The sequence below is a fragment of the Comamonas sp. F1-6 genome, from assembly GCF_039581415.1.
GTDB classification, from domain to species: Bacteria; Pseudomonadota; Gammaproteobacteria; order Burkholderiales; family Burkholderiaceae_C; genus Comamonas; species Comamonas thiooxydans.
On the sequence record NZ_JBCPWN010000018.1, the window covers coordinates 1 to 26,647 of the forward strand.

The window sequence follows — 26,647 nt, forward strand, 5'->3', positions numbered from 1 at the left end:
TTGAGCCAGCACCTCGTTGCCCATGAGCTCGGCCATGCGCACGTGGAAGTCGCCCAGCAGCTCGGTGCGCTGGCCCACGTCATTGGCTTCCATGGCCTTTTTCTCGGCAGCCACATGCTGCTTGAGGGCGCGAATCTTGGCAGCGCTGCTTTGCTTGACAAAGCTGCGCACCATCTCGGCTTCGAGCATGCGGCGCACGGCAAACACCTGGCGCGCCTCGTCCACCGAAGGCGTGGCCACAAAGGCGCCGCGGGCGGGCTCGAGCCGGATGAGACGGTTTTGTGAAAGCTGGAACAGGGCCTGGCGCACCAGGGTGCGGGAAACTCCAAAGTGGTCGGCCAGCTTTTGCTCGGCCAGCTTGGTGCCGGGCATCAGGCGATGCTCGACGATGGCCTTGGTCAGGCTTTCGACAATGAAACTGGTGGTGGAAGTTTCCATAAATCCATCATAGCGGTTGAAGACAAGTTTTGTATACAGTTTCTGTTCACCAAACATGGTGTTTGTATCGATGTTCAGGCGCAGAAAGCTGTGCGCAAGCGCGCAAACCCAATGGGAGCAAGGGCTTGCAACATTGGTATTGCAAAGATCAGCAGTGTTGTGACTGGGGACCCTCTGTAAGGGAAAAAAGCCCGAATGCACAATGCGCAGCTATGCAAGCACAGAATACATCCTCGCGCGCGCAGGCCGCGGCAACGCCTGTTCCCCAGCAAGACCCGGCTGGCTTTCTGCGTCATCTGTATGACGTGGCAGTGCGCAATGCCCTGCCCATCGAGGGTCTGGCGCGTCATCTGCCCAAGCCGCCCAAGGGCCGCACGCTGGTCCTGGGCGCCGGCAAGGCCGGCGGCTCCATGGCGCAGGCGCTGGAAGCTCTGTGGCCGCAGGATGCGCCACTGTCGGGCCTGGTGGTGACGCGCTATGCACATATTCCCCCACGCCCCGAAGGGCTGGCCCAGCGCCTGGAGGTGGTGGAAGCCGCCCACCCCGTGCCGGACGCGGCCGGTCTGGCTGCGGCCGAGCGCATCCTGGCGCTGACCGAGGGCCTGACGGCCGACGATCTGGTGATCTGCCTGATCTCCGGCGGCGGCTCTTCCCTGCTGACACTGCCCGCCGAAGGCATCGACCTGGCCGAGAAGCAGCGCATCAACAAGGCACTGCTGGAGAGTGGCGCGGCGATTGGCGAGATGAACTGCGTGCGCAAGCATTTGTCGCGCATCAAGGGCGGCCGTCTGGCCGCTGCCTGCCATCCCGCCAAGGTGGTGACGCTGACCATCAGCGATGTGCCCGGCGACGATCCTTCGGTGATCGCCAGCGGACCCACGGTGCCGGACGCGTCGACCTGTGCCGATGCACTGGCCATCCTGGACCGCTACCAGATCGGCATTCCCGAGTCCGTGCGCGCTGCGCTGAAAGCCGGCGAGCTGGAGACGCCCAAGCCCGGCGATGCCCGCTTTGAAGGCCATGAAGTGCATCTGATCGCCACGCCCCAGCAGTCGCTGGAAGCGGCGGCCGCCGCAGCCCGCGCGGCAGGCATTGCCGTGCATGTGCTGTCCGACGAGATGGAGGGCGAATCCCGCGAGGTGGGCAAGGTCCATGCGGCGCTGGCGCGTGCCGTGGCCAGGCATGGCCAGCCTTTTGCCAGGCCCTGCGTGATTCTCTCGGGGGGCGAAACCACGGTGACCATCCGCCCGCGTCAGCCCGGTGCCGCCAAGGGGCGCGGCGGGCGTGCCGGCGAGTTCTGCCTGGGTCTGGCCCAGGCCCTGCAGGGTCAGGAGAAGGTCTGGGCGCTGGCTGCGGATACCGACGGCATCGACGGTGTCGAGGACAACGCGGGAGCCCGTGTCTCGCCCTGCACGCTCAAGCGCGCGGCAGAGCTGAACCTGCGCATCAGCGATCACCTGGATCGCAACGATGCCTATGGCTATTTCTCGGCACTGGGCGATCTGGTGATCACCGGTCCTACGCACACCAATGTCAACGACTTCCGCGCAATTCTGATTCTTTGAAACCATCAAATTGAATAGCTGCTTGCGCAGGTTATTCAACGGTTCTAAGTGGAAAAATATCTGCAGTTACCGCTCATAAAGCGGTAGCTGCTATTTTTTATATAGCTGCAGTGTACAACTGGCGCTACCCATCCCAGTGCGCCGAGCAAGAGCTGCCTCGCGGCGAAGGAGCAGTCCCCCTCCGTTAGCGCGCAGCGCGTACAGAGAGGGGAAGGCGGGGCCGCCTAGGCGCGAAGCGCCTCAGGGGGAGCTAGCCCCCTCTTGGCAGATCCTCCCACCAGGCATCGTCGAACTTGCCCTGAAGGAAGGCGATGAAGGACTGCACCTTCTGCGGCACCAGGCGCGGCGAGGGGTAGACGGCGTGGATTTCCTGCTCGGGCAGGCGGCAGGTCTTGAGCACTTCCACCACGCGGCCGTCCTTGAGCGAGTCCTGGGCCACATAGCGCGGCAGGGCCGCAATCCCCATGTGCGAGCGGGCCGCGGCCAGCAGGGCCGAGAGATTGTTGGAGCGCAGCCGCCCGGTGACGGGAATCGACACCGGCTCGCCGCTGGCATTGCGCAGGCGCCAGATATCGTTGCCCTGCACGCTGCTGTAGATCAGCGTGGAATGCTCCTTGAGGTCCGAGGGGCGGCGCGGCGTGCCGTGCTTGCGCAGATAGGTGTTGGAGGCCACCAGCACCCAGGGATTGACGCCCAGCATGCGCGCGCCCAGCGAGGAGTCGGCCAGCTTGCCCAGGCGCAGCGCCACATCGATGCCGTTGGCCACCAGATCGGTGTAGCGGTCCTCGAAGCTCAGATCGACCTGCACCTGCGGGTTGTGCTTCATGAAATCCATGGCCAGCGGAATCAGCACCCGGCGCCCGAAGGCCACCGAGCTGCCGATGCGCAGCTGACCCTGGACCTGGGTCTGGCGTACCTTGACCACGTTCTCCGCCTCGGCCACGTCGCTGACGATGATCTTGCATTTTTCGTAGTACAGCGCACCGGCTTCGGTCAGGCTTACGCCGCGTGTGTTGCGGTTGAGCAGACGCACCTTGAGGCGTGCCTCCATGGCCGCGACCTGCTTGGTAACGGTGGGCTGGGTGGTGGCGAATTCCTGCGCCACCTTGGTGAAGCTGCCGGTCTCCACCACGCGCACAAACATGTGCATCGCATCGAGTCTGTCCATGGGTTTGTCTCCTATTTATTCTTGGGTGGAATAAATTTTATGGTCTGAGAGTGGCTTCCAGCAAGCAAGGGTCTTGACTAAAGTTCAATCAAGTTTTTAGGAGACCCTCATGGCCAAAATGAAAGCAATCGACGCCGCAGTCCTGGTGCTCGAAAAAGAAGGTGTAACCGTGACGTTTGGTGTGCCCGGCGCGGCCATCAACCCGCTGTACGCTGCAATGAAGAACCACGGCGGCATCGGTCACATTCTGGCCCGTCACGTCGAAGGCGCCAGCCACATGGCCGAAGGCTACACCCGTGCTGTGGCAGGCAATATCGGCGTGTGTATCGGCACCAGCGGCCCCGCCGGCACCGACATGATCACCGGTCTGTACTCGGCCAGCGCCGACTCCATTCCAATCCTGTGCATCACCGGCCAGGCTCCCCGCTCGCGTCTGCACAAGGAAGACTTCCAGGCCGTGGACATCGCCTCCATTGCCAAGCCCGTGACCAAGTGGGCCACCACCGTGCTGGAACCCGCCCAGGTGCCCCGCGCCTTCCAGCAGGCTTTCCATCTGATGCGCTCCGGCCGTCCCGGCCCCGTTCTGATCGATCTGCCCATCGACGTGCAGCTGGCCGAGATCGAATTCGACATCGACACCTACGAGCCCCTGCCTGCCTACAAGCCAGCCGCTTCGCGCAAGCAGGCCGAGAAGGCCATCGAGATGCTCAATGAATCCGAGCGTCCCCTGCTGGTCTCCGGCGGCGGTGTGATCAACGCCGATGCTTCCGATCTGATGGTCGAGCTGGCAGAGATCCTGAACGTGCCCGTGATCCCCACCCTGATGGGCTGGGGCACCATCCCTGACGATCACCCCCTGATGGTCGGCATGTGCGGTCTGCAGACCAGCCACCGCTACGGCAACGCCAACATGCTGGCTTCGGACTTCGTGTTCGGCATCGGCAACCGCTGGGCCAACCGCCACACCGGCTCGGTCGAGGTCTACACCAAGGGCCGCAAGTTCATCCACGTGGACATCGAGCCCACGCAGATCGGCCGCGTGTTCGCCCCCGACTACGGCATCGTCTCCGACGCCAAGGCGGCTCTGGAGCAATTCGTTGCCGTCGCCAAGGAGTGGAAGGCTGCCGGCAAGCTCAAGTGCCGCAAGGCCTGGGTGGCCGAGTGCCAGGGTCGCAAGAACAGCGTCGAGTACCTGCGCAAGACCAACTTCGACAACGTGCCGATGAAGCCCCAGCGCGTCTACCAGTGCATGAACCGCACCCTGGACCGCGACACCACCTATGTGTCCACCATCGGTCTGTCGCAGATCGCCGGCGCCCAGTTCCTGCACGTGTACAAGCCCCGCAACTGGATCAACTGCGGCCAGGCCGGTCCTCTGGGCTGGACCACTCCCGCAGCCCTGGGCGTGCGCGTGGCCGACCCCCAGCGCAAAATCGTGGCCCTGTCCGGCGACTACGACTTCCAGTTCATGATCGAAGAGCTGGCCGTGGGCGCGCAGTTCAAGCTGCCCTATGTTCACGTGCTGGTGAACAACAGCTATCTGGGTCTGATCCGTCAGGCACAGCGCGCTTTCTCGATCGACTATTGCGTGCAATTGGCGTTCGACAATATCAACATGGATGAGGGTGATGCGACCCGCGGCTACGGTGTTGACCATGTTAAGGTCGTTGAAGGTCTGGGTTGCAAGGCGATCCGCGTTCATCGCGCCGAAGACTTTGCCCCCGCCATGCAGCAGGCCGAAGCCTGGATGGCCGAGCACAAGACCCCTGTGGTGATCGAGTGCATCCTGGAGCGTGTGACCAACATCTCCATGGGCGCCGAAATCGACAACGTGGTCGAGTTCGAAGACCTGGCGACCGAAAAGGCCGACGCGCCCAGCGCACTGGCCCTGCTGGACTGATAGGAAAACTCCCCCGGAGCGGCTTTGCCGCTTCCCCCTCTCTGCGCGGGAGGGGGACGACGCCTTCGCTGCGGGGCAGCGCGGCCGGCTTAGGCCCTTGCTTGGCGTCTAGCGCCTGCAACTATTAACGATTACCGGAGACTTTTATCATGCCCCGTTTTGCAGCCAACCTGAGCATGTTGTTCACCGAGGTGCCTTTCCTCGAGCGTTTTGAGCGTGCCGCAAACGCAGGCTTTGAAGCCGTGGAGTTTCTCTTTCCCTACGCTCATACCGTGGAAGAGATCAAGGAGCGTCTGGACGCCACCGGCCTGAAGATTGTTCTGCACAACCTGCCCGCCGGCGACTGGGACGCGGGCGAACGTGGCATTGCCTGCGACCCCAAGCGCGTGGACGAGTTCCGCGCTGGCGTGGCCAAGGCCGTGACCTATGCCCACGCCCTGGGTGTGCCCCAGCTCAACTGCCTGGCCGGCAAGGTTCCTGCCGGTGTTGACGCTGCCGTGGTGCGCCGCACTTTCGTGGAAAACCTGCGTTTTGCTGCCGCCGCCCTGAGCGCCGCCAACATCCGCCTGCTGATCGAGCCGATCAACCCCTTCGACATCCCCGGCTTCTACCTGAACCGCACTGACGATGCCCTGTCCATCCTGGACGAAGTGGGTGCGCCCAACGCCTTTGTGCAGTACGACATCTACCACGCCCAGCGCGTGGAAGGCGAGCTGGCAGCCACCATGCAAAAGCAGCTGGGCCGCATCGGTCACATCCAGCTGGCCGACAACCCCGGTCGCAACGAACCCGGCACGGGCGAGATCAACTACCCCTTCCTGTTCGCACACCTGGATCGCATCGGCTACGACGGCTGGATCGGTTGCGAATACAAGCCCGCCAACGGCACCGAGTCCGGCCTGGGCTGGCTGCAGAAGATCGGCGGCTGGAACAAGGTTGCCGTGGCTGCATGAATGGATGACCCGGTCTGTGGCGCCGGCTCGCAAAGCGCCATCGGCCATCGAATTTGAGTATCAAGAAAACTGAGGAGTACAACCATGAACGCATCGTCTCTCAAGCTGGGCTTTATCGGTCTGGGCATCATGGGCGCGCCCATGTGCGGCCACCTGATTGCGGCCGGCCACCAACTGTTCGTCAACACCGTGGGCAAGGTGCCTGCCAACATCGCCGAAACCAGCGCCACCCAGTGCACCACTGCTCGCGGTGTGGCCGAGCGCGCCGACATCATCTTCATCATGGTGCCCGACACTCCCGACGTGGAGAAGGTGCTGTTCGGTGAAGACGGCGTGGCAGCCGGCCTCAAGGGCAGCTCTGGCAAGATCGTGGTCGACATGTCCTCCATCTCGCCCGTGGCCACCAAGGACTTTGCCAAGCGCATCGAAGCCGCTGGCGCCCAGTACCTGGACGCTCCCGTCTCCGGCGGTGAAGTCGGTGCCAAGAACGGCACCCTGTCCATCATGGTTGGCGGCCCCGATGCAGCCTTCGAACGCGTCAAGCCTCTGTTCGACAAGATGGGCAAGAACATCACCCTGGTGGGCGGCAACGGCGACGGCCAGACCGCCAAGGTGGCCAACCAGATCATCGTGGCTCTGAACATCGAAGCCGTGGCCGAAGCCCTGCTGTTTGCATCGCGCGCCGGTGCCGATCCAGCACGTGTGCGTGAAGCCCTGCTGGGTGGTTTTGCTTCTTCCAAGATCCTGGAAGTGCATGCCGAACGCATGATCAAGCGCACTTTCGACCCTGGCTTCCGCATTGCCTTGCACCAGAAGGACCTGAACCTGGCCCTGTACAGCGCTCGTCAGCTGGGCGTGTCCCTGCCCAACACCGCTCAGGCTCAAGAGCTGTTCAACAGCTGCGTGGCTCACGGCGGCGCTGCCTGGGATCACTCGGGCATGGTGCGTGCCCTGGAAATCCAGGCCAACTTCGAAATCGGTCAGAAGGCTGAATAAAGAGAGGTGGGGAGGGCGGCCACTGGCCAAGCGTACGGCCAGCAGCCGCCTCAAGTGAAAGCCGCGCTCGGGGGAGCGCGGCTTTTTTGTTCAGCGTCAGTAACCCATGGTCTTTCCGTCAGGGTTGCGCGGGTCCGAAGCGCCGCGCAGCAGGCCGTCGCGGATCTCGATGGTCTGCGTGCGGCCCATGGATGCCTTCAGTGCCACCTTGTGGCCCCATTGTCTGAGCAGGGCCAGCGTATCGGGGCTGAAGCCTTTTTCAACGCGCAACTCGTCTGGCGTCCACTGGTGATGAAAGCGCGGCGTGGCCGCAGCCTCGGCCGGGTTCATGCCGAAGTCGATGTGATTCACGACTTGCTGCAGCACCGTGGTGATGATGCGCGCTCCGCCCGGACTGCCGGTGACGAGAACCGGCTTGCCGTCCTTGAGTACCAGGGTCGGTGTCATGGAGGACAGCGGCCGCTTGCCGGCCTGCACGGCATTCGCATCGCCGCCCACCAGACCGTAGGCATTGGCCACGCCGGGCTTGGCCGAGAAATCGTCCATCTCGTTATTGAGCAAAATCCCCGTGCCCTTGGCGACGATGCCGCTGCCGAAATTGGTGTTCAGCGTATAGGTCACGGCCACCGCGTTGCCGGCCTTGTCCACCACGGAGTAATGGGTGGTCTGGTCGCTTTCATAAGGCTGGGGCCTGCCGGGCCGGATGTCCTTGGCGGGCCTGGCCTGCTGGGGCTTGATGCTGGCGGCCAGCTCGCTCGCATAGCTCTTGGAGATCAGCCCCTTGAGCGGAATCTTCACAAAGTCCGGATCGCCCAGATACTCGGAGCGGTCGGCATAGGCGAGCTTCATGGCCTCGGTCATGTAGTGCACGCTTTGCGCGCTGTCGGCACCCCATTGATTCATGGGCCAGCGCTCCATCATGTTCAGGATCTGAATCAGATGGGCGCCGCCCGAAGAGGGCGGAGGCATGGTCACGATCTGGTAGCCGCGATAGCTGCCGCGCACGGGCTCGCGCTCGGCCACCTTGTAGTCGCGCAGGTCCTGCAGGCTGAGGGCATTGGCGTGCGGCGCCATCTCCGCCACGATCTTCTGCGCGATCGCACCCTCGTAGAAGGCCTTGGCACCTTGCTGGCTGATCAGGCGCAGGGACTGCGCCAGATCCTTTTGCACCAGCCTCTCGCCGCTTTGCAGCGGAGCGCCGTTCCTCCAGAAAACGGCCTGGGTGGCGGGCCAGCGGCCCATATTCTTTTTTTCCTGCTCCAGAGTCTTGGCCAGGGTGACGCTGACGGGATAGCCCTTGTCCGCCAGCGCAATCGCCGGAGCCATGACCCTGGCCAGCGGCATGCTGCCCCAGCGCGAGAGCGCGTGCGTCATGCCCGCCACGGTGCCGGGCACGCCTACGGCGTAATGGGTGTAGAGCGATTTGCCGTCGATGACCTTGCCCGCGGCATCCAGATACATATTGCGTGACGCGCCTTTGGGTGCCACTTCGCGGAAGTCCAGCGCAATGTCCTTGCCGCTCCGCGCGTCGTGCACCATCATGAAGCCGCCGCCGCCGATATTGCCGGCATTGGGCAAGGCCACGGCCAGGGCAAAACCCACGGCCACAGCGGCATCGACGGCATTGCCGCCCGCCTTGAGAATATCCACGCCGATCTGCGTGGCCAGCTCCTGCTCCGAGGCCACCATGCCGTTCTTGGCGATGACGGGGTGAAAGACATCCAGCTCGAAGTCATAGGCAGCAGCGGCTGCCTGGGCGGCGGCGGTCTGGGTGACGGCCGGCGCTGCGGCCTGAGCGGTGGCGTCGTTACGGATGGCCGCGCGTTCGTTGCTGGCGGGCTCTAGCGTGGCCGTGCTGCTGCAGGCGCTCAGGCCGGCCAGGGCGATGAGCAGGCTGGCTGCCAGGGCGGTGGTGCGCAATTGCATGCGTTGTCTCCTGTTCGCTTGATGAATCGGGCCAGTGTATAGAGGCTTGCACAGATGCCAACCGGACAGAGCTGGCTATGTGCCTGAAAGTCAAGGCAGAAAAGCCTTTGATGGAGTACAGGAACTGTATACACTTTAGCGATCAAAGCGCTGCGCTCATGCGCGAGCAGACTTTGTGATGGCATAGATGTTTCAGGGCTTACGCAAACAGGAATGCAACAACGGTCTGCCTGAACCCGTTTTGCGTAAGTCGTGTGTTTGATACAACCAAGGGCAGTGGCAAACTGCCTGTGAGGAGATTTCCATGGGCCTGAGCACCCACGTTCTCGACACCATGAATGGCTGCCCCGCCGCAGGCATGGCTGTCGAGCTGTTTTCCACCGAAGGCGACAAGGCCACGCTGATCAAGAGCCTGGTGCTCAATCATGACGGCCGCACCGACGCGCCGCTGTTCGACAACAACACGCTCAAGGTCGGCACTTACCGTCTGACCTTTGATGTTGCGGCCTACTTCAAGGCCCGTGGCGTGCAACTGCCAGAACCCAGCTTTCTGAACAAGGTGAGCCTGGACTTCGGCGTGGCCAATGTGGAGCAGCACTACCACGTGCCTTTGCTGGTCAGCCCCTGGAGCTACTCCACCTATCGCGGCTCCTGAGCGGGACGTGAGTCTCTCGAAGCGGGAGACATGGCAAAAACAAGAGCGGCTTGCGCAGGTCATTTCAAGGTTTCAGCATTAAAAGGCATTGAAACCAAGATATGACAGGCGCAAGCCGCTCCTGTTTTTAAGGACTTATTTGCCCTTGGAATACGCCATGGCCACGACCAGGGCGCTCACGAAATAAAAGGCCTGCAGCTCCAGTGCCCAGCCGCCGGTGTTGTTGAGCATCAGAATCTGCCGGGTGTGCATCAACGCAAATGCCACCACCATATTCACCGCAATCACCAGTGCGGCAGGCACCACCCACAGGCCCACCAGCAAAAGCAAAGGCGCGACCACTTCGCCCAGATAGACGGCATAGGCCAGAAATCCCGGCGCACCCAGGCTCTCGACCTTCGCCTCAATGCTGCCTATGCCATAACGAATCTTGGCCCAGCCGTGCAGCAGCATGAGCAAGGCCAGGGTGACACGCAGCACAACCAGAGCTGCCTTGGGGTGGTGAAAGTAATTCCAGAACTTCATGAACTTCCTGTCGTCCGCGCGATGCTTATATCAACAATGCTAGCGCCTGTTTCAGACAATTCGTCGGATTGCCTATGGATGGGGCCAAGTCTTGTCTTATGTTCATGTTGTAGGTCTTTTTCGACAACTGCTCTTGCCTTCTGTAGGCCAATGGCGCAAGCTGTAACCGCTGAGTTTTATCGGCAACGCTGCGCACTAGCATCGTGCCAACCCTGTTTCTGACAGCTTTGCATCGGGGGGATGTGCAAAAGCGACTCAATGTCGGACTGCAGGACCTTCTACCTCTGAAATGTGTCTGCACATTCATCCCATGAAAGGATATAGGTATGCGTCAAATTTCTCTGCGTTCTGTTGCGATGGCTGCTGCACTGGCTGCCGGTGCCATGACCATGACGGCCTGCACCACGACCAAGCCTGACACGGCATCGGCTCCCCGTGCCGATTCCACAACGGTCAATACCCGTGCCAATGCAGCTCTGGAGCGCCTGTACCAGACCGCACCAGGATCCAAGGAAATGGTGCAACGCGCCAAGGGGGTGCTGATCTTCCCGTCGGTGATTGGCGGCAGCTTTGTGGTCGGGGTGGAGCATGGCCGCGGCGTACTGCGCGTGGGCGGTCAAAACCGTGGTTTCTACAGCACGACAGCGGCCTCTATCGGATGGCAAGCTGGTGGTCAGTCCAAGGCTGTGATCTATGTGTTCAACACACAGGAGGCGCTGGACAAGTTCCTCAAGAGCGACGGCTGGTCCGTGGGGGCTGATGCCACCGTGGCAGCTGGCAAGATCGGTGCCAATGGCAGCGTGGACACCACGACCGCTCAGGCTCCGGTCACCAGCTATGTGCTGACCAACGCGGGCCTGGAGGCCGGCGTATCGCTGCAGGGCACGAAGATCACCAAAGTGGTCGAATAAGCCTCGCCTGGCTTGTGACAACAAAAAAACCGGCCTTGGCCGGTTTTTTTGTTGTCCGATGCAGCGGGTTGCATCGCTGTGCGCTTTTACTGGCCCAACTGACCTTCGGTCAAGGTGTCGAGCTGGAAGCGTCCCGACTTGTCCCATAGCCAGGTGTCGGTATAGGTCACGCTGCGACCCGGGGCCGGGAAGGGGGCGGCGGAGCGCACGGCTCGCTCGATCTCGGCCACCACTTCGGGGGCATGGCCTGGCTTGCGCATCCAGTGCAGGTTTTTCACGCGGCCCTGGCCGTCGAGTTGAACCTGCAGCACGCCGATCGCATACAGCATAGGCGGCAGCATACCCTGGTAGATGCGGCCGGAGTTGCGTTCATACAGATGCTGGGCGGCCTGCTTGCGATAACCGGGGCTGGCCTTGTCGGCAGGCGTCGTGCCGATGGATGGGCTTTGAGGTGCGATCTGACAGGCGGTCAGCACCGCTGCAACGGCAGCCATCATCCCGGTCCGCAGCCAGTTCAGGGGGCGGCGGGCTGGTGTGGTGCGGGTGGGGTTGTGGGTTTCAGACATGACGCCAAGCGTAGCCGCAAATGGATGGAGGCAGCTGCCTGGGGACACAATTCTGAAGCCTCCTCGTGAAAAATCTGCAACGACTCGTCAAATCCGGTCCGGATATGCATCCGATTAATGTGCTCATACGCTTGTCTGTCTATTGGGACTCGCAAAATGCATGAACATCGGGCATCAAAGCAATCGGCGTTCAGTCATGTGGAGCGAAACACAGCAAGGAATCTTGAACCGTCTGGCGCAGCAGCCGCTGTGCTGGGTGCAGGTACAGGCCACTCGTGGCTCCGTGCCCCGTGAGGAGGGGGCCTGGATGGCAGTGTTCGCCGATGAGGTGATGGGGACGATCGGCGGTGGTCATCTGGAGTGGCAGGCCATTGCCCAGGCGCGCCAGCTGCTGGCGCAGTGGGACGCAGACCCTGCAGCCTTGCGTGAGCATGTCCAGCGGTATGCGCTTGGCCCCAGTCTGGGCCAATGTTGCGGCGGTGCGCTGGAGCTGCACTTTGCATGGTTTGACGCCCGCGATGCGCAACGTCTGCGGGCCTTGATGCCCGAGCCGTCGCAATGTGTGGCCTTGTTCGGCGCTGGCCATGTGGGGCATGCGTTGGTGCGCATTTTGCGCAGCTTGCCGTACCGCGTGGTCTGGGTGGACAGCCGTGATGCAGTCTTTCCCGTGGAGGAGCAGATAGGGGTGCAGTGCGAGCACTCCGATCCGGTGCAGGCCGCAGTGGCAGAGCTGCCGCCGCAGTCGCAGGTGCTCATCATGAGCTTCAGCCATGCCGAAGACCTGGAGGTGGTGGCGCAATGCCTGCTGCGTCAGCGCGAGCGAGGAGATCTGCCTTTTGTGGGGTTGATTGGCAGCAAGACCAAATGGGCCAGTTTCAGCAGTCGCTTGCGCAGGCGAGGGTTCAGCGATGCAGAGTTGGCTCACATCACCTGCCCGATCGGTGTGCCGGGCATTACCGGCAAGGAGCCCGAGGTGATCGCTGTGGCGGTGGCGGCGCAGCTTCTGCAGCGCTTGTCTGCGAGCTGATGGTGCAATGAATGCACCTGATCTCGTGCGTGTGGCCGCAAACATGCGGTTACCTGCCCTAAAAATCAGGCCCGATCCTTGCGTATTGCTCTTGTATTAGGGAAATCTCTAGGGTGGTTTATCCCTGATTCGAGAGTTGCGGCAGCAAAAATTGCATACACTTTCGGTCGACAGAATGGTCGCAGCGGTGCCCCGTGTGTAACGTCCGGGAGCGCGGCCTTTTCTTCTGCTCAGAGCGCCCGCAGTGGTGAGCAGGTTGTTCGGCAGCCCCACGCTGCCAAGGTTGAGAGCTATGGAAAGCTACATTCTCGACTGGGCCGGCCTGCTGTTGCGGTGGCTCCACGTCATTACCGCGATCGCCTGGGTCGGTTCCTCCTTCTACTTTGTGTTCCTGGACAGCAGCTTGACGCCGCCCGTGGATGACGACCTGAAGAAACAGGGCGTTAACGGCGAACTCTGGGCTGTGCACGGTGGCGGTTTCTACCACCCCGTCAAGTTCAATGTGTCTCCTCCCAAGATGCCGGATCACCTGCACTGGTTCTACTGGGAAAGCTACACCACGTGGCTGTCCGGCTTTGCCCTGCTGACGGTCTCCTACCTCTGGAACGCCAACATCTATCTGGTCACTCCCGGCGACCCCAATGCCATGAGCACCGGCGCTGCCGTGGCTTCGGCTCTGGGCTTCCTGGTGGTCTTCTGGCTGCTGTATGACTTCATCTGCCGCACTTTCGGCCAGAAGAAGAATGGCGATGCCACCGTCGGTGCCATGGTTCTGGTGCTGGTGTGTATCGCAGCCTACCTGGCCTGCCACATCTTCCCCGGCCAGGCAGCCTTCCTGCTGATGGGCGCGATGATCGCGACGTCCATGAGCGCCAACGTGTTCTTCTGGATCATCCCTGGCCAGCGCAAGGTGGTGGCTTCGCTCAAGGCTGGTGAGCCTGTGGACCCACGTCACGGCCAACGTGCCAAGCAGCGCAGCGTGCACAACACCTATTTCACGCTGCCCGTGCTGTTCGCCATGCTGTCCAATCACTATGGCTGGTTGTACAGCCACAAGCTGAACTGGCTGGTGCTGATCGGCATGATGTTTGCCGGTGCTGCCATTCGCCAGTTCTTCGTGATGCGCCACGGCTACAAGCTGGGTCGCAACAGCCACCCCTGGCCTTACGCTGCTGTCGGCGTAGCTGCTCTGCTTGCTGTGTTCGTCTGGCTCAAGCCTGCTCCTGTGGCTGCAACTGCTCCAGTAGCGGCTGCTCCAGCGGCACCCGCAGCTGGGCAGGTTGCGACTCCCGCGGCCCCTGCTGCTGAAGTCGCAACTCCTGCAGCCGAAGCCACGTCACCTGCTGCTGCTCCCGCAGCCGCTGGCGGAGAAGGCTTTGCCAAGGTCAATGCCATTTTCCAGCAGCACTGCGTGGTGTGCCACGGCACGGCCATCCAGCAAAAGGCTGTCCGTCTGGACTCCCCCGAAGCGGTGAAATCGCACGCCCAGCAGATCTACCAACAGGTGGTGCAGCTGAAGAAGATGCCTTTTGGCAACCCTGCGGCTCTGTCCGACGACGAACGCAACCTGATCAAGACCTGGTACGAGTCCGGCGCTGCCGTGAACTGACCATCAGCTGTTCGGGGTAATTGAAGTCGTAGGCAGCGATCTGGTATCCATGCGGCTTTCTGTGGAGCTAGGTTGCGTCAGCAAAGCCTAGACTCCTTCTCCTCGTAAAAAGCGCTCCTTGTGAGCGCTTTTTTTATTGAAATTCAACATTAAAGCTGCGGTGATGCGGTGTTGAACAAGACGACTGCAGCAAATGAAAGTGTGAAGTCTGCCTTGGTCTGAGGACTCAACTGATCCCTGCTAAACGGCTTTCAAGCGTGATCGATAACATGCCGGCGTTTCACCGAAGGTCCGGCGAAACAGGCTGATGTAAGCGCTGATACTGGCATAGCCGAGATCCAGTGCAATGGCTGTAATGCTTATGCCTTCGGCAAGCATTTCAAGTGATCGCAATAGGCGTACGCGCTGGCGCCAGGCAGTGAAATTAAAGCCTGTCTCGCTGACAAACCTGCGACTGAGAGTGCGCGAGCTGATGGCCCCGAAACTTGCCCAGTCATCGATGTTGCGCTCGTCGGCTGGATTGGCTATCAAAGCTTTGGCGATACGTTGCAGACGCGCATCTGCTGGTATGGGCAGACCAAACTCCTCAACCGGCAGGCTTCTGATCTCGTCCAGAACCACAGCGCATATATGTGACTGTGCTTGACTCGATAGATCGGAGGCTTGCGGCATGGAGCTGGCAATACGCAGCACCGCTTCGCGCAGCAGGCCCGATACCCTGATGATGCAGGGTTGTGCCGGCAAATTGGCGCATGCGGCTTCTGCCACATAGGCGCTCCAGCCATGGTAGGGGCCGAAGGAGCGCCCAGCGTGAGCATGATGGGGAGGAAGCCAAACGGCATGTATGGCCGGCACCACCCAGAGACCGCCATCGACCTGCACCGAGATCAGGCCTTTGATTGAACCAAACAATTGACCGCGTGCATGCTGATGCATCTCGGAAGAGAGTTCACTCTCCAGCATTTGAGTGGCCGCTACAACACTGGGCCCGTCAGGAGAGTCCATATAGGAGCCCAACAGATGCATGAGATCAGGCATGGCGGATTTGAGTTATCTAATGGCCGATAAATTCTACAGCCGCCATATCACCTAGGCCTACGCTTGCAACTTTCCTCAAACACAGGAGTTTCACGTGCCTTTATCAAAAGACTCGGCGGATCAAGGGTTGCACGAGAGCAGTCAGTCAGATGCAGTTGATCTGAATCGGCTATACGCGCACCCAACGGAGCGAATTCAGAAAGCGGTTCTCGATCATTTGATGGATTTCCACAAGGCGTATTTGGCAAAAGCGACGTTTTTCTGTCTTGCCACGGGAGATGGGAATGGCTTGGATGCATCGCCACGCGGAGGTCCTCCCGGTTTTGTGCGGGTACTGGATGCACGCACCTTGGTTTTTGCGGACTGGCCCGGCAACAATCGCATTGCCTCCTTGCGCAATCTTCAGAATGACGACCGGTTGGCGATGCTGTTTCTCTTCCCTGGTCTGGAAACCTTTTTGCGAATCAATGGACGCGGTCGAGTTTCATCCGATGGTGACCTGATGCAAGAGTTGCGAGAAGGGATCAAGGTGCCAAAAACTGCAATAGTGATTCGGATCGATGAAGTGTTGTTCCACTGTGGACGTGCCATCAATCGCGCCCGGTTGTGGCGTGACGAGAGTCATCTGGACCCCAATCATCTGCCTACAGTCGGAGATGTGATGGCTGGCCTGGCCCAATTGCAGGGTGACGCTCAATTCACATCAGAACAGATCGTTCACGCAAATGAGCGCTACTCAAGTGCCGTAAGAACTGAGCTTTATTGAGCACTCACAGCTTCGCCCCATCTCTGCCGCATGCCCCCTGCGGTCTCGCAGGACTCGAATTACTTGTTTATGCGGGCGCCGATCTTGGGGTCTGGCCTGCTTTCGAGTAGCCCCAGGGCTCCTGCTATCAAGGCATGGGTTCCCTCAAGCAATTCTGCCTCCATCTCTGCCTCTTGCAGTTGCCCGTCCGCTTCGTCAAGCGGCTCCAGGCGGGCTGCGGCATACACCGTGTCGGCCGCAGAGATGCAAAAGAAGGTCACGGTGGAGAGCAGCCAGCGTGATTGTTCCTTGGTGATGCCGTAGGCCTGTGCAATATGGGCCTGATGGGCGCTGATCTTCTCCAGCATGGCCGGTGTGGCCGCCAGGCGGCGAATCACGAAGGGAGTGACGCCGGGGTGCGCTTTTACGAACTGTCGTGTGGACGCAGTGAACCCCATAAGGTATTCCTCCAGCCCGATCTGCTGAGGGCTTGTTGCCTGCGGCAACTCCCAGCGCTTGAAGATTTCCTCTGCAATCAGGTGTTTGAGTGCTTCCAGGCTTGGCACATGCTTGTAGAGCGCCATGTGGCTGACGCCCAGTGCAGCGGCAACGCCGACGAACGTAATGCCAGGAAGGCCGATGGAAATTCCGGCGTCTGCAATTTTCTCTCTGGTGATGGAGCGTGGTCTCCCACGAGTCGAGGGCTTGGGTGTGTGGGGCATACGCTGGTTCTCAGTCTCTGGGCGAGATTGTCGGTGATTCACATCACTCGTCGTAGACCTATTGCTTGAATCGTTTTGAATTAGTTTATCATAATGCAACTAATTCTCGTAAAGCTTCTCGTTCGCATCTTTGTGAGAGATAGCCTTCTTCCATATCGAATGTCTACCTCTGAATCGCTTGCAGTTGCTGCCAGACCCGCGCAGCCGATCGCCCGGATATTCGCGCCTGTTCGCGGGCGCTTGATGCTTGCTGGCCTGAGCGCTGCGGTTGGCACCATGTTCACGCTGGTGCCACTGGCGGTCATCGCGCATATCGTCAAGCAAGCCTTGCTCGATGACTTGGGGGGCATATGGATCAGCATCGCTGTCGGAGTGCTGTGCATGTTCGTAGGCATGGGTTTGGTGATCGTCGCTGAGCTGATCGCGCACCTGGCAGACAACCGCCTCACTTACGATCTGCGCCTTGCTGTAATCAAGCGGCTGTCGCAAGTGCCTTTGGGCTGGTTTACTGCCCGCGCCTCAGGGGAGGTCAAGCAGGCGCTGCAGGACGATATCGCGACGCTGCACAGTCTGACTGCGCATTTCTATACCGCCGTGGGGCGTGCGGCCGGGGCGATCGTGATTGCAGTGATTTATCTGTTTGTGCTGGATTGGCGCATGGCGATCTTTGCGCTGCTGCCATTTCCCGGATTCTTCGTTTTTCTCAAGCGCGCAATGAAAGCCAGCAATGCGCACATGCAGGAGTTCGTTGCGCGACTGGGGCGGATCAACAGCGCTACGGTGGAGTTTGCGGGGGGGATTCCGGTCATCAAGGCCTTTGGTGGAGCGAGCCCGGTCCACGCAGGTTACAGAGATGCCGTGGATGGATTTGCCAGTGCCTTTACGGATTTCACTCGCCCGCTGGTGATCTCCATGGCTCGTGCGCATGCATTGATTGCGCCTGTGACCGTGCTCGGTGTGGTGCTGGCTTCTGGCGCTGCGTTTGTTGCCATGGGCTGGATGCAGCCTCTTGATGTATTGCCGTTCGCACTCGTCGCGCCCGGTATTTGTGCGCCGCTTTTGCTTTTGCATACCTTGCTGCATGACCTGCAGGGTGCAACCGGTGCGGCCCAGCGCGTGCTGGCATTGCTGGACACTCCGGTGCTGCCGCAACCGGCGCCGGGGCAGCCATCGCATCCTGAAGGCAATGCCGTGCGTTTCGAGCAGGTGGGTTATGCGTATGCGGCAGAGCATCAGGTGCTGTCCGGCATCAGCTTTGACATGCAGCCCGGCACCGTCACGGCCGTGGTCGGCCCTTCGGGTTCCGGAAAATCCACGCTGGCACGTTTGCTGTTGCGGTTTTTCGATCCCGCACAAGGGCGCATCACTCTGGGTGGAGTCGATTTGCGGCAGATCAGCAGCACAACCCTGTATCAACGCATTGGCTTTGTGCTGCAGGAAGTGCAGCTGATTCACGCCAGTGTGCGCGAGAACATTGCGCTGGCCCGTCCATCGGCCACCATGGAGGAAATCGAGGCCGCAGCCCGCGCAGCCCACATCCATGATCGCATTCTGGCGTTGCCGCGTGGCTACGACTCCGTGGTGGGCGAGGATGCGCAGCTCTCCGGCGGGGAACGCCAGCGCCTGAGCATTGCCCGGGCAGTGCTGCTGAATCCGCCCATTCTCGTGCTGGATGAAGCTACCGCATCTGCAGATGTGGAAAGCGAAGCCTTCATTCAGGACGCACTTTCTCGCTTTGCACGCGGGCGCACCTTGCTGGTGATTGCACACCGGCTCGACACCATCGTGCATGCGGATCACATTCTGGTGCTGCGCGATGGAGAGATTGCCGAGCAAGGCAGACATGCGCAACTGCTGGCTGAAGACGGTCTCTATGCGCGGCTGTGGCAGCTTGGTGCTTATGCCAGCCCGATGCGAAAGAGTGAGCTGCCATGCTGAAGACCTTTTTGAAGTTGCTGGGTGATGATGCACGCCTGCTGCGCCGCTACACATGGATGGCTGCTGCCTACGGTGTGCTGTGCGGTCTGACGATGGCAGTGCTGCAACCGTTGCTGACGCATTGGTTGCAAGGTGACTGGCGTGCAGCCATGGGCTGGCTATGCGTGCTGCTGCTGGGTGTGCTGCTGTCATGGATTGCCAGACGTGTCGTGGAGCAGGCGGGCATCCGTGTCGGCGTGGCGGTTCTGCAAGGCGGACGGCATCGCCTGGGCCTTCATATGGCGAGTCTGCCCATCGGCTGGTATACGCCGAAAAATACCGCGCGCATCGGCCATGTGGTGACGCAGGGGATGATGGGCATTGCGCAATTGCCAGCGCATGTTTTCACTCCACTCATCAGTGGTGCGGCCACGGCCGTGATCGTGTTGGTGGCACTTCTGGTTGTGAGTCCGGTCCTGGGGCTCACTGCGCTGATTGCGCTTCCATTGCTTGCAGGATCGTTCGCATTGACCTCGTCGATGTCGGCGCGCGCCAATGCAGCTTTTCAGCGCGACTTTGCCCAAGCCAGTCAGCGTGTGGTGGAATTTGCCCAGGCCCAATCCGTGCTGCGCGCGTTCAGCGGCGATGGCCGCAGCACACGCTTTCTGGAGCAGGCCATTACCGAGCAACGTCAATCCGGACTGCGGCTGGTGGTGTTGTCATCGCTGTCCTCCGTATTCTGTGTATGGACCGTGCAGCTGATCTTTGCCGTGCTGCTGGTGGTCGCGATATCCGGTTTGAACGCAGCGTCCGGTGGCTCTTTGTCCACAGCGCAAATCATTGCCTTGACGGTTGCGTTATTGCTTGTGGTGCGTTTTATCGAGCCCTTGCAGGAAATCGCCGGCTACGCGGAAGTGCTTAGGAGTGCAGGCTCGCAGCTGCAAGCAGTACAGGAGCTATTTGCCGTGCAGCCGCTGCCGCAACCGAAGCAGGCAACACTTGTTGGCGATTCTTCCGTGGAGTTGCGTGATGTGCGGTTTCAATATCCAGGGTCTGCAGATGAAGTGCTGCACGGTGTGAGCCTACATGTGCCGCCGCGCAGCATGACGGCGCTGATAGGTGCATCTGGTTCCGGCAAGTCCACGGTGATGCGACTGATCGCCCGTTTCTTCGATGCCACGCAGGGGAAGGTCTTGATCGCAGGCGTGGATGTCCGTGACATTGGCGATGCGCAACTGGCCGGGCAAATCAGCCAGATCTTTCAGGACAGTTACCTGCTTTGCGGCAGCATTGCCGACAACATCCGCATTGGCAAATCGGACGCCAGCGATGCGCAAGTTCTGCAAGCTGCGCATCAGGCCGGGCTTGATGAAGTCATTGCGCGATTGCCAGACGGGGTGCTGACGATGGTGGGCGAAAACGGCGCACGTCTTTCCGGAGGCGAACGCCAGCGCATAGCGATTGCCCGGGCCTTGATCAAGGAGTCCCCCATCCTGCTGGTGGATGAAGCCACTGCTGCGCTGGACGCAGAGAACCAGTCCATCATCGCTCAAACACTTGCACGGCTGAAGGGGCAGCGCACGCTCATCGTGATCGCGCACCAGCTCTCCACCATTGCCATGGCCGATCAGATTGTGGTGCTGGAAGGCGGCGGCGTGGTAGAGAGCGGATCACCTGCGCAGTTAAAGGCAAGTCAGGGTCGCTATGCCCAATTGCTTGCGCAGAGCCGCGCTGCCAAAGGCTGGCGCATGGACGCAGTGCAAATGTCTGGGGATTCCGTGTGATGCGCAAGCGTTGGTTGCTGGTGTTTGCTGTGCTGTGCGTGGTGTCCGTGCTGCTGGGGGCGCGGCAGATGGTGTGGTCGGACGTGCTTTCATTCTCCGGCGATGCCTGGCTCACCCTGACTGCAAGCCGCTTGCCGCGTTTGGCGGCGCTGGTGCTTACGGGGGCGGGTCTGTCGGTGTGCGGCGTGATCCTGCAGCACATCGTGCGCAACAAGTTTGTGGAGCCGGGCACCACAGGGGGGCTGGATGCGGCCAAGCTCGGTATCTTGGTGGCGCTGACCGTGATGCCTGCTGCGGGAACCCTAAGCCGGATGCTGTTTGCGCTGGTGTTCTGTCTGATGGCAAGTCTGCTGTTCATTGCCGTGATTCGACGTATCCAGTTTCGCAATCTGGTGCTGGTGCCCGTCGTCGGTCTGATGTACGGCAGCGTGCTCACCTCGATTGCCGAGTTCTATGCATACAGCCACAACATTCTGCAAAGCATGCAGGGCTGGTTGCTGGGTGACTTTTCCCGCGTGGTGCAAGGCCATTACGAGATTCTCTACATTATTTTTCCGGTAGTGATGCTGGCCTATCTGTATGCGCACCGCTTCACTGTGCTGGGCATGGGCGAAGACATCGCCACGAGTCTGGGCCTGGGTTATGCAGCCACGGCCATCATCGGTTTGGTGCTGGTGGCATTGACGATTTCTGCCACGGTGATTGCCGTGGGGGCGATTCCTTTTGTGGGCCTTGTCGTGCCCCAGCTGGTTGCCATGCGCTGTGGTGAGAACTTGCGACGCACATTGCCATTGGTGGCTTTGGGAGGTGCATCACTGCTGCTGGCCTGCGACATTGCAGGCCGCCTGGTGATGTACCCGTTCGAGGTGCCTATCGGCCTTACTGCCGGTGCGGTGGGCGGTGTGATGTTCCTGGTGCTGATTGTGCGGGGACTTCGCTGATGCGCATGTCGTTGACCAAGACCTGCTGGTTCGCAGCGCTGTCGATTGCACTCCTGGCGCTTGCTTTTGTGCTGCTGGGCTCCGGACTGGATACGGATTATGTGATCCCCAAGCGCCTTGTACGCCTTGCGTCGATTGTCATCGGCGGCATCTGCGTGGCAGTGTCGGCCATAGTGTTTCAGGCGCTGGTGAACAACCGCATTCTGACGCCTTCCATCATGGGTTACGAGGCCGTGTATCTGCTGTGGCAGGCCATGCTGCTGTTGCTGCTGGGTACACATGGCTTGAGCATGCTTGGCGTACACGGGAATTTCCTCGTCTCCGTGCTGTTGATGCTGACCTATTCATGGGCACTTCAATGGTGGCTGTTGCGCCGCGGCCGCAATGATGTCTATGTGCTGCTGCTGCTCGGTCTGGTGCTGACCATGGTGATCGGCACGTTCACCCAGTTTGTGCAACTGCGCATCAGCCCCGGCGAGTTTGCAGTGTTTCAGGGCGTGAGCTACACATCCTTCAATCGTGCCAAGCCGCAGACTTTGCTCTATGCAGCCATTGCGGTAGCGGTCGCCTGTGCCGTGGTCCGCAAGACGCTGGCGGTGCTGGATGTGCTGGCTCTGGGGCGTGAGCAGGCCATTTCTCTGGGCGTGCCGCATGGCCGGTATTTGCAGCTCTACCTGGCGCTGATCGCCATTTTGGTGGCGCTGTCCACCAGCCTTGTGGGACCCACAGCCTTCATGGGCATCTTTGTGGCCAACATCGTCTACGCCCTGGTTCCGCATGCACGCCACCGCGTCATGCTGCCGCTGGGGTGTGTGGTTGCCATTGCCATTTTTCTTGCTGCTCAACTGCTGGTTGAGCATGTTTTCAACTACAAGACCACCGTCAGCATCCTGGTGAATCTGGTGTGCGGTGTGTATTTCCTGGCACTGATTGTGCGCAAACGGGGTGCAGCATGATGGGTGTCAACCATCTTTCCAAGCAATATGGCGGCAGGACGGTGTTGTCAGACGTGAGCGTGGAGTTTCCTGCTCAGCGCGTCACATCGCTGATCGGACCCAATGGTGCGGGCAAGTCCACGCTGCTCATGCTGATGGCGCGCTTGCTGGAGCCCAGCAGCGGTGCGATTCAGTGGCAGGCACGTGACGTCAGCCGAATTCCCGTTGCCGAATACGCACGGCATGTTGCCACGCTGCGTCAGGCCCCCGGCTTCAATATGCGCCTGACGGTGGAAGAGCTGGTCGCTTTTGGACGTTTCCCGCATAGCCGTGGCGCGCTGACTGTTCAGGATCGCCGAGCCATGGATGAGGCAATCGCCTTTCTGTCTTTGGAGTCGCTGCGTCACGCTTTCATCGATGAGATCAGTGGCGGTCAGCGGCAGATGGCATTTCTCGCAATGACGATTGCGCAGCAGACGGATGTGCTGCTGCTTGACGAGCCACTCAACAACCTCGACATGAGGCACGCCGTACAGATCATGCGCGCACTGCGTCGCCTCTGCGACGAGCAGGGCCGCACCGTGATTTTGGTGATTCACGACATCAACTTTGCGGTCAATTACTCGGACCACATAGTCGCGCTCAAGAACGGAGCCCTGCGCTTTTGCGGCCCCGCTCAGGACGTGGTGACCGAGACGCGCATGGCCGATCTGTACGAGCTGGATTTCGAGATCACGCGCAACCAGCGTGGCTGTTTCTGCAATTACTTCACATCCAGGGAAGATCATTCATGAATTCGTTGCGCAGGCAAATCCTGCTCTCTGTTGGCGGCATGGCGGCTTTGTCCTCCGCGCCCGGCATGGCCCACGCCTATGAGCCTATTTCCATCCGTCACAAACTGGGCACCACGCTCATCAAGCGTCTGCCGCAGCGTGTGGCGGCGCTGGAGATGAACGAGGTGGACTTCCTCGATCAGCTTGGCGTGCCCGTTGCGGGAATGGTGAAGGACTACGTTCCCCATTTCCTTGCCAAGTACAAGGGCGACGCCAAGGTGCAGGACCTCGGCGCCATCGTACAGCCCAATCTGGAGCGTGTGCACGCGCTGCGGCCGGATCTCATCCTGATGACATCGCTGCAGGCCGGCAAATACGAGGAGCTGGCTGAAATTGCCCCCGCCTTGTACTACGAGGTGGACTTCAAGAACAGCGAAAAGGGACATATCGAAGTCGTCAAGAACCATCTGCTGACCCTGGGCCGCATATTCAACAAGGAAGGGCTTGCCAGCGCCAAGGCTGCAGAGCTGGATGCACAGGTTCAACAGGTGCGGCGCATCACGCAAGGTCGGCCGGAGCGGGCCATGATCGTGTTGCACAACAACGGAGCTTTCAGCTCCTTCGGTCTGCAATCGCGTTACGGCTTCGTGTTCAGCGCGCTGGGCGTGAAGCCCGCAAGCTCTGCGTTGGAAACCAGTCTGCACGGGCAACCCATCTCCAGCGAATTCATCCAGCAGGCGGATCCGGAGATCCTTTATGTGGTGGATCGCACTGCGGTGATGGAGCGCCGCCCCGTCATTAATGCCGATGGCATTGCCAATCCCTTGCTGCGCCAGACCAAGGCCTGGAAGAACGGGCGGGTGGTGTTTGTCGATGCAGATGCCTGGTACACCACAGGTGCCAGCCCAAGCTCACTGAAGCTGTTGTTTAGCGATGTGCTCAAGGGCTATTCGCGCTGATTGCTTCTTTATTTGTCGTAGCCAGGTCCATACCCAGCCAGCAGTTCTATTAAGCATGCGGTGCAAAAACGTCATGCATGTATCGACAGGAATCGGGTATGCCCAAGAACCCAGGTCTCATTTCACAAAACTCTCTGACGACTCCTCCATTTGCGCGCCGGCGTAGCGTGATGTGCCCCTATGTGCTGCTGGGACTGGCCATGGGCAGTCAGCTGGCGGGAGCGGCGCACGCCCAAGTGCAGACCAGCGAGGCCGAGGCCACTCTGCCACAAGTCACCGTGCAAGAAAAAGTCGCTCCCGTCACCGCTCCCTATGCGGGGGGGCAGGTCAACTCCGGCGGTCGTGTCGGCCTGTTGGGAGACAAGGACTTCATGGAGACGCCCTTCAACACCATCAGCTATACGGAAAAGTTCACGCAGGATCGTCAGGCACAGACCATCACCGATGTGATCTCTGCCACCGATCCCACGGTGTTCAGCAATGGGGTTGCCGCGTCATGGAGCGAGAACTACTCGATTCGCGGTTTCTCTTCGAGCAGCTCCGACATGACGCTGGGCGGTCTCTATGGCATGGCACCGTACTACCGCACCACGCCGGAGATGTTCGAGCGCATCGAAGTCCTCAAAGGACCGTCCGCATTGCTCAATGGCATGCCCCCTGGAGGATCAGTCGGGGGCTCCGTCAACCTGGTTCCCAAACGCGCTGCCAGCGATCCCATCACGCGGCTGACTACCACCTATATGTCGGATTCGCAGTTTGGCGGTCATATTGATCTGGGGCGCAGGTTTGGCGCAGACAAGCAGTTCGGCATCCGCTTCAATGGTGTTTACCGTGGAGGTGAAGGGGCGGTAAACCAGCAGGACAAGAAATCCAGGCTTGCATCATTGGGCCTTGACTGGCGCGGCGATCGAGCCCGTATCTCCGCCGACTTCTACAGCAGCGATGACCGCGTGAACGGCGTGACACGCGGCATCAGTCTGGCTCCGGGTGTGGCCATTCCCAGGCCGCCCAAGCCTGAGACCTTGCTGAACCCCAACTGGTCGCATGTGCACAACCAGGACAAGGCGGCGATGGTGCGCGGTGAATTCGATGTGAGCGATCAGGTAATGGCCTACGCGGCCTTCGGCGTCAGCAAAACCGACTATGAATACAACGGTGCGATGTCGGCTCAGGTGCTCAACGCAGCGGGCGATTTCAAGACCGCCATGGGACAACTGGCCTTCGAGCAGAAAAAGCGTTCGGCTGAAATTGGTCTCAAGGGAAGGCTCCAAACCGGAGCCATCAAGCATCAATGGGCGCTCAATGCAACGCACTATGCTCACAAGCAGGACGACTATGGTCGCCGCAGCGTGCCTGGTGCAGACTGGACCACCAACCTCTACAACCCGGTCTGGGGACCGGAAGCGCCCTTTGTTGCGCCGCACATCTCGCACACCGAGGTGCGCCTGAGCAGCTATGGCCTGGCGGACACCATGTCATTTGCCGAAGATCGTGTGCAACTCACCCTGGGTATGCGCCGCCAGCAAGTGGTCAGCGACGCCTTCAGTATCACCACCGGGGCGCGCACTTCGCGATATGACCAGAGCGCCACATCGCCAGCTGCAGCATTGCTGTTCAGGGCGACGGAGCATGTTGCGGCCTATGCCAATTACATCGAAGGCCTGAGCCAGGGCGCAACCGCACCAATGACCGCTGCAAACGCGGGCGAAGTGTTTGCGCCTTACAAGACCAAGCAGAAAGAAGTGGGTGTCAAACTTGATCTTGGGGAATTCGCGCACACGCTCAGTCTGTTCGAGATCACTCGTCCCAGCAGCTATACGGACCCGGTCACCAATATCTTCTCGTTCGGCGGAGAGCAGCGCAATCGCGGCATCGAATGGGGCTTCTGGGGATCACCGCTGCGTGGCGTACGCCTGATGGGCGGGATTGCCTACACCACGCCCAAGCTGACGCAGACCGCAGGCGGCGTCAATCAGGGCAAAGTCGCCACGGGTGTACCCAAGCTGCAAGGAAAATTGGGTGCTGAATGGGATGTTCCTGCCATTGCCGGGCTGACTGTTACGGGTAATGCCACGGCGGTGTCCAAGCAATATATCAGTGCGGACAACAGCCTTTGGGCGGCAGGTCGTGTGACCTACGACCTCGGTGCACGCTATGCAACCAAGGTCGCCGGCAACCCAGTCACGTTTCGTGCGACGGTGCTGAACGTTTCCAACAAGGCCTATTGGGGCATGCCACTGCTGTCCAGCTTGGCTCTGGGGGCGCCGCGTACGCTTGCACTGTCGGCAACGGTTGACTTCTGACGCGGGTGTGCTGGAGCGGGGCTGGAGTTTGCAGCCAGGCCTCTGGTCTCCAGGTGGACGACGCTCTGGCTAATTCCGAGCAGGTACGGATCCGAGATCCTTTGACGACGGCCGCGCAGCTAATGCATCTGCGCGGCCGCTTTTCATGGCTGCGATGACGCTCGGCCGGACCGGATCTGGCCTGGCAGAGGGCTGTGCCCGCTGGGCGGTGGGGCTTCTCAATAAGTGAGAATGGGTATCATTTATGTAGAATCGTTGCATTTCCAATGCACGAGAGACTTCGGTGCCTAC

Annotated in this window: 23 protein-coding genes; 16 read left to right on the forward strand and 7 right to left on the reverse strand. The window is 60.4% G+C overall.

Features of this window, described 5'->3' with window-relative positions; genetic code table 11:
- The coding region (locus AAIL66_RS17275; RefSeq protein ID WP_343497307.1) for a GntR family transcriptional regulator at positions 1-438 on the reverse strand (438 nt) is incomplete at its 3' end.
- Between the two features lie 212 nt (positions 439-650).
- Here AAIL66_RS17275 and AAIL66_RS17280 point away from each other — a divergent pair.
- Entirely contained in the window at positions 651-2,003 is a 1,353-nt protein-coding gene (locus AAIL66_RS17280; protein ID WP_343497308.1) for a glycerate kinase, read from the forward strand.
- A gap of 250 nt (positions 2,004-2,253) precedes the next feature.
- Here AAIL66_RS17280 and AAIL66_RS17285 read toward each other — a convergent pair whose 3' ends face one another.
- A complete protein-coding gene (locus AAIL66_RS17285; RefSeq protein WP_003052436.1) occupies positions 2,254-3,171 on the reverse strand; it encodes a LysR family transcriptional regulator in 918 nt (305 codons plus the stop codon).
- A gap of 109 nt (positions 3,172-3,280) precedes the next feature.
- On the opposite strand from AAIL66_RS17285, the gene gcl reads away from it, so the two are divergent.
- The 3 genes from gcl (at position 3,281) to glxR (ending at position 7,020) form a co-directional block, all read left to right on the forward strand.
- Entirely contained in the window at positions 3,281-5,071 is a 1,791-nt protein-coding gene (gcl, locus tag AAIL66_RS17290; RefSeq protein WP_034383047.1) for a glyoxylate carboligase, read from the forward strand.
- A gap of 149 nt (positions 5,072-5,220) precedes the next feature.
- Positions 5,221-6,024 (forward strand): hydroxypyruvate isomerase, encoded by an 804-nt coding sequence (gene hyi, locus AAIL66_RS17295; RefSeq protein ID WP_003063993.1) that lies wholly within the window; start codon positions 5,221-5,223, stop codon positions 6,022-6,024.
- An 84-nt stretch (positions 6,025-6,108) separates the two neighbouring features.
- Positions 6,109-7,020: a 2-hydroxy-3-oxopropionate reductase gene (gene glxR / locus AAIL66_RS17300; protein ID WP_343497309.1), complete on the forward strand. Its 912-nt coding sequence runs from the start codon at positions 6,109-6,111 to the stop codon at positions 7,018-7,020.
- A 96-nt stretch (positions 7,021-7,116) separates the two neighbouring features.
- On the opposite strand, the gene ggt is transcribed toward glxR, so the two are convergent.
- Positions 7,117-8,946 carry a gamma-glutamyltransferase gene (ggt, locus tag AAIL66_RS17305; RefSeq protein ID WP_343497310.1) on the reverse strand — a complete coding sequence of 610 codons (1,830 nt, stop codon included), beginning with the start codon at positions 8,944-8,946 and terminating at the stop codon, positions 7,117-7,119.
- A 304-nt stretch (positions 8,947-9,250) separates the two neighbouring features.
- Between ggt and uraH the strand changes: the two genes are divergently transcribed.
- Positions 9,251-9,601 (forward strand): hydroxyisourate hydrolase, encoded by a 351-nt coding sequence (uraH, locus tag AAIL66_RS17310; protein ID WP_003070903.1) that lies wholly within the window; start codon positions 9,251-9,253, stop codon positions 9,599-9,601.
- A 135-nt stretch (positions 9,602-9,736) separates the two neighbouring features.
- Here uraH and AAIL66_RS17315 read toward each other — a convergent pair whose 3' ends face one another.
- Positions 9,737-10,126 (reverse strand): DoxX family protein, encoded by a 390-nt coding sequence (locus tag AAIL66_RS17315; protein ID WP_034353709.1) that lies wholly within the window; start codon positions 10,124-10,126, stop codon positions 9,737-9,739.
- Between the two features lie 326 nt (positions 10,127-10,452).
- On the opposite strand from AAIL66_RS17315, the gene AAIL66_RS17320 reads away from it, so the two are divergent.
- On the forward strand, positions 10,453-11,037 hold the full coding sequence (locus AAIL66_RS17320) for a YSC84-related protein (protein WP_034353706.1): 585 nt from the start codon (positions 10,453-10,455) through the stop codon (positions 11,035-11,037).
- Between the two features lie 86 nt (positions 11,038-11,123).
- On the opposite strand, the gene AAIL66_RS17325 is transcribed toward AAIL66_RS17320, so the two are convergent.
- The gene (locus tag AAIL66_RS17325) at positions 11,124-11,534 is read right to left on the reverse strand and encodes a hypothetical protein (protein WP_080746019.1); all 411 of its coding nucleotides are present in this window, start codon (positions 11,532-11,534) and stop codon (positions 11,124-11,126) included.
- A 265-nt stretch (positions 11,535-11,799) separates the two neighbouring features.
- On the opposite strand from AAIL66_RS17325, the gene xdhC reads away from it, so the two are divergent.
- Both xdhC and AAIL66_RS17335 read left to right on the forward strand, forming a co-directional pair.
- Positions 11,800-12,630: a xanthine dehydrogenase accessory protein XdhC gene (xdhC, locus tag AAIL66_RS17330; RefSeq protein ID WP_003067126.1), complete on the forward strand. Its 831-nt coding sequence runs from the start codon at positions 11,800-11,802 to the stop codon at positions 12,628-12,630.
- Between the two features lie 292 nt (positions 12,631-12,922).
- A complete protein-coding gene (locus AAIL66_RS17335) occupies positions 12,923-14,239 on the forward strand; it encodes a urate hydroxylase PuuD (RefSeq protein WP_034396604.1) in 1,317 nt (438 codons plus the stop codon).
- Positions 14,240-14,479: 240 nt separating this feature from the next.
- Here AAIL66_RS17335 and AAIL66_RS17340 read toward each other — a convergent pair whose 3' ends face one another.
- Positions 14,480-15,277, reverse strand: coding sequence for a helix-turn-helix transcriptional regulator (locus AAIL66_RS17340; protein ID WP_343497311.1), 798 nt, complete (start codon positions 15,275-15,277; stop codon positions 14,480-14,482).
- Between the two features lie 94 nt (positions 15,278-15,371).
- Between AAIL66_RS17340 and AAIL66_RS17345 the strand changes: the two genes are divergently transcribed.
- The gene (locus tag AAIL66_RS17345; RefSeq protein ID WP_233425220.1) at positions 15,372-16,043 is read left to right on the forward strand and encodes an MSMEG_1061 family FMN-dependent PPOX-type flavoprotein; all 672 of its coding nucleotides are present in this window, start codon (positions 15,372-15,374) and stop codon (positions 16,041-16,043) included.
- A 59-nt stretch (positions 16,044-16,102) separates the two neighbouring features.
- Here AAIL66_RS17345 and AAIL66_RS17350 read toward each other — a convergent pair whose 3' ends face one another.
- Positions 16,103-16,744 carry a TetR/AcrR family transcriptional regulator gene (locus tag AAIL66_RS17350; protein ID WP_034380552.1) on the reverse strand — a complete coding sequence of 214 codons (642 nt, stop codon included), beginning with the start codon at positions 16,742-16,744 and terminating at the stop codon, positions 16,103-16,105.
- A gap of 159 nt (positions 16,745-16,903) precedes the next feature.
- On the opposite strand from AAIL66_RS17350, the gene AAIL66_RS17355 reads away from it, so the two are divergent.
- From AAIL66_RS17355 to AAIL66_RS17385, 7 genes are all read left to right on the forward strand, one after another.
- Positions 16,904-18,682 (forward strand): ABC transporter ATP-binding protein, encoded by a 1,779-nt coding sequence (locus AAIL66_RS17355; RefSeq protein ID WP_034380549.1) that lies wholly within the window; start codon positions 16,904-16,906, stop codon positions 18,680-18,682.
- Positions 18,676-20,445 (forward strand): ABC transporter ATP-binding protein, encoded by a 1,770-nt coding sequence (locus tag AAIL66_RS17360; protein WP_034380546.1) that lies wholly within the window; start codon positions 18,676-18,678, stop codon positions 20,443-20,445. The genes AAIL66_RS17355 and AAIL66_RS17360 overlap by 7 nt, the downstream gene beginning before the upstream one ends.
- The gene (locus AAIL66_RS17365; protein ID WP_034353672.1) at positions 20,445-21,386 is read left to right on the forward strand and encodes an iron chelate uptake ABC transporter family permease subunit; all 942 of its coding nucleotides are present in this window, start codon (positions 20,445-20,447) and stop codon (positions 21,384-21,386) included. The genes AAIL66_RS17360 and AAIL66_RS17365 overlap by 1 nt, the downstream gene beginning before the upstream one ends.
- A complete protein-coding gene (locus tag AAIL66_RS17370) occupies positions 21,386-22,342 on the forward strand; it encodes an iron chelate uptake ABC transporter family permease subunit (RefSeq protein WP_034391445.1) in 957 nt (318 codons plus the stop codon). The genes AAIL66_RS17365 and AAIL66_RS17370 overlap by 1 nt, the downstream gene beginning before the upstream one ends.
- Positions 22,339-23,115, forward strand: a complete 777-nt coding sequence (locus AAIL66_RS17375; protein ID WP_034348195.1) for an ATP-binding cassette domain-containing protein — start codon at positions 22,339-22,341, stop codon at positions 23,113-23,115. Before AAIL66_RS17370 ends, AAIL66_RS17375 begins: the two co-directional genes overlap by 4 nt.
- Positions 23,112-24,053 carry a siderophore ABC transporter substrate-binding protein gene (locus AAIL66_RS17380; RefSeq protein WP_343497313.1) on the forward strand — a complete coding sequence of 314 codons (942 nt, stop codon included), beginning with the start codon at positions 23,112-23,114 and terminating at the stop codon, positions 24,051-24,053. The genes AAIL66_RS17375 and AAIL66_RS17380 overlap by 4 nt, the downstream gene beginning before the upstream one ends.
- Positions 24,054-24,151: 98 nt before the next feature.
- Positions 24,152-26,356, forward strand: coding sequence for a TonB-dependent siderophore receptor (locus AAIL66_RS17385; RefSeq protein ID WP_343497314.1), 2,205 nt, complete (start codon positions 24,152-24,154; stop codon positions 26,354-26,356).
- Positions 26,357-26,647 lie beyond the last annotated feature (291 nt).

Coding starts and splice junctions, on each gene's coding strand:
- AAIL66_RS17280 (WP_343497308.1), top strand. CDS start 651: ATGCAAGCACAGAATACATCCTCGCGCGCGCAGGCCGCGGCAACGCCT.
- AAIL66_RS17285 (WP_003052436.1), bottom strand. CDS start 3,171: ATGGACAGACTCGATGCGATGCACATGTTTGTGCGCGTGGTGGAGACC.
- gcl (WP_034383047.1), top strand. CDS start 3,281: ATGGCCAAAATGAAAGCAATCGACGCCGCAGTCCTGGTGCTCGAAAAA.
- hyi (WP_003063993.1), top strand. CDS start 5,221: ATGCCCCGTTTTGCAGCCAACCTGAGCATGTTGTTCACCGAGGTGCCT.
- glxR (WP_343497309.1), top strand. CDS start 6,109: ATGAACGCATCGTCTCTCAAGCTGGGCTTTATCGGTCTGGGCATCATG.
- ggt (WP_343497310.1), bottom strand. CDS start 8,946: ATGCAATTGCGCACCACCGCCCTGGCAGCCAGCCTGCTCATCGCCCTG.
- uraH (WP_003070903.1), top strand. CDS start 9,251: ATGGGCCTGAGCACCCACGTTCTCGACACCATGAATGGCTGCCCCGCC.
- AAIL66_RS17315 (WP_034353709.1), bottom strand. CDS start 10,126: ATGAAGTTCTGGAATTACTTTCACCACCCCAAGGCAGCTCTGGTTGTG.
- AAIL66_RS17320 (WP_034353706.1), top strand. CDS start 10,453: ATGCGTCAAATTTCTCTGCGTTCTGTTGCGATGGCTGCTGCACTGGCT.
- AAIL66_RS17325 (WP_080746019.1), bottom strand. CDS start 11,534: ATGATGGCTGCCGTTGCAGCGGTGCTGACCGCCTGTCAGATCGCACCT.
- xdhC (WP_003067126.1), top strand. CDS start 11,800: ATGTGGAGCGAAACACAGCAAGGAATCTTGAACCGTCTGGCGCAGCAG.
- AAIL66_RS17335 (WP_034396604.1), top strand. CDS start 12,923: ATGGAAAGCTACATTCTCGACTGGGCCGGCCTGCTGTTGCGGTGGCTC.
- AAIL66_RS17340 (WP_343497311.1), bottom strand. CDS start 15,277: ATGCCTGATCTCATGCATCTGTTGGGCTCCTATATGGACTCTCCTGAC.
- AAIL66_RS17350 (WP_034380552.1), bottom strand. CDS start 16,744: ATGCCCCACACACCCAAGCCCTCGACTCGTGGGAGACCACGCTCCATC.
- AAIL66_RS17355 (WP_034380549.1), top strand. CDS start 16,904: ATGTCTACCTCTGAATCGCTTGCAGTTGCTGCCAGACCCGCGCAGCCG.
- AAIL66_RS17360 (WP_034380546.1), top strand. CDS start 18,676: ATGCTGAAGACCTTTTTGAAGTTGCTGGGTGATGATGCACGCCTGCTG.
- AAIL66_RS17365 (WP_034353672.1), top strand. CDS start 20,445: ATGCGCAAGCGTTGGTTGCTGGTGTTTGCTGTGCTGTGCGTGGTGTCC.
- AAIL66_RS17370 (WP_034391445.1), top strand. CDS start 21,386: ATGCGCATGTCGTTGACCAAGACCTGCTGGTTCGCAGCGCTGTCGATT.
- AAIL66_RS17375 (WP_034348195.1), top strand. CDS start 22,339: ATGATGGGTGTCAACCATCTTTCCAAGCAATATGGCGGCAGGACGGTG.
- AAIL66_RS17380 (WP_343497313.1), top strand. CDS start 23,112: ATGAATTCGTTGCGCAGGCAAATCCTGCTCTCTGTTGGCGGCATGGCG.
- AAIL66_RS17385 (WP_343497314.1), top strand. CDS start 24,152: ATGCCCAAGAACCCAGGTCTCATTTCACAAAACTCTCTGACGACTCCT.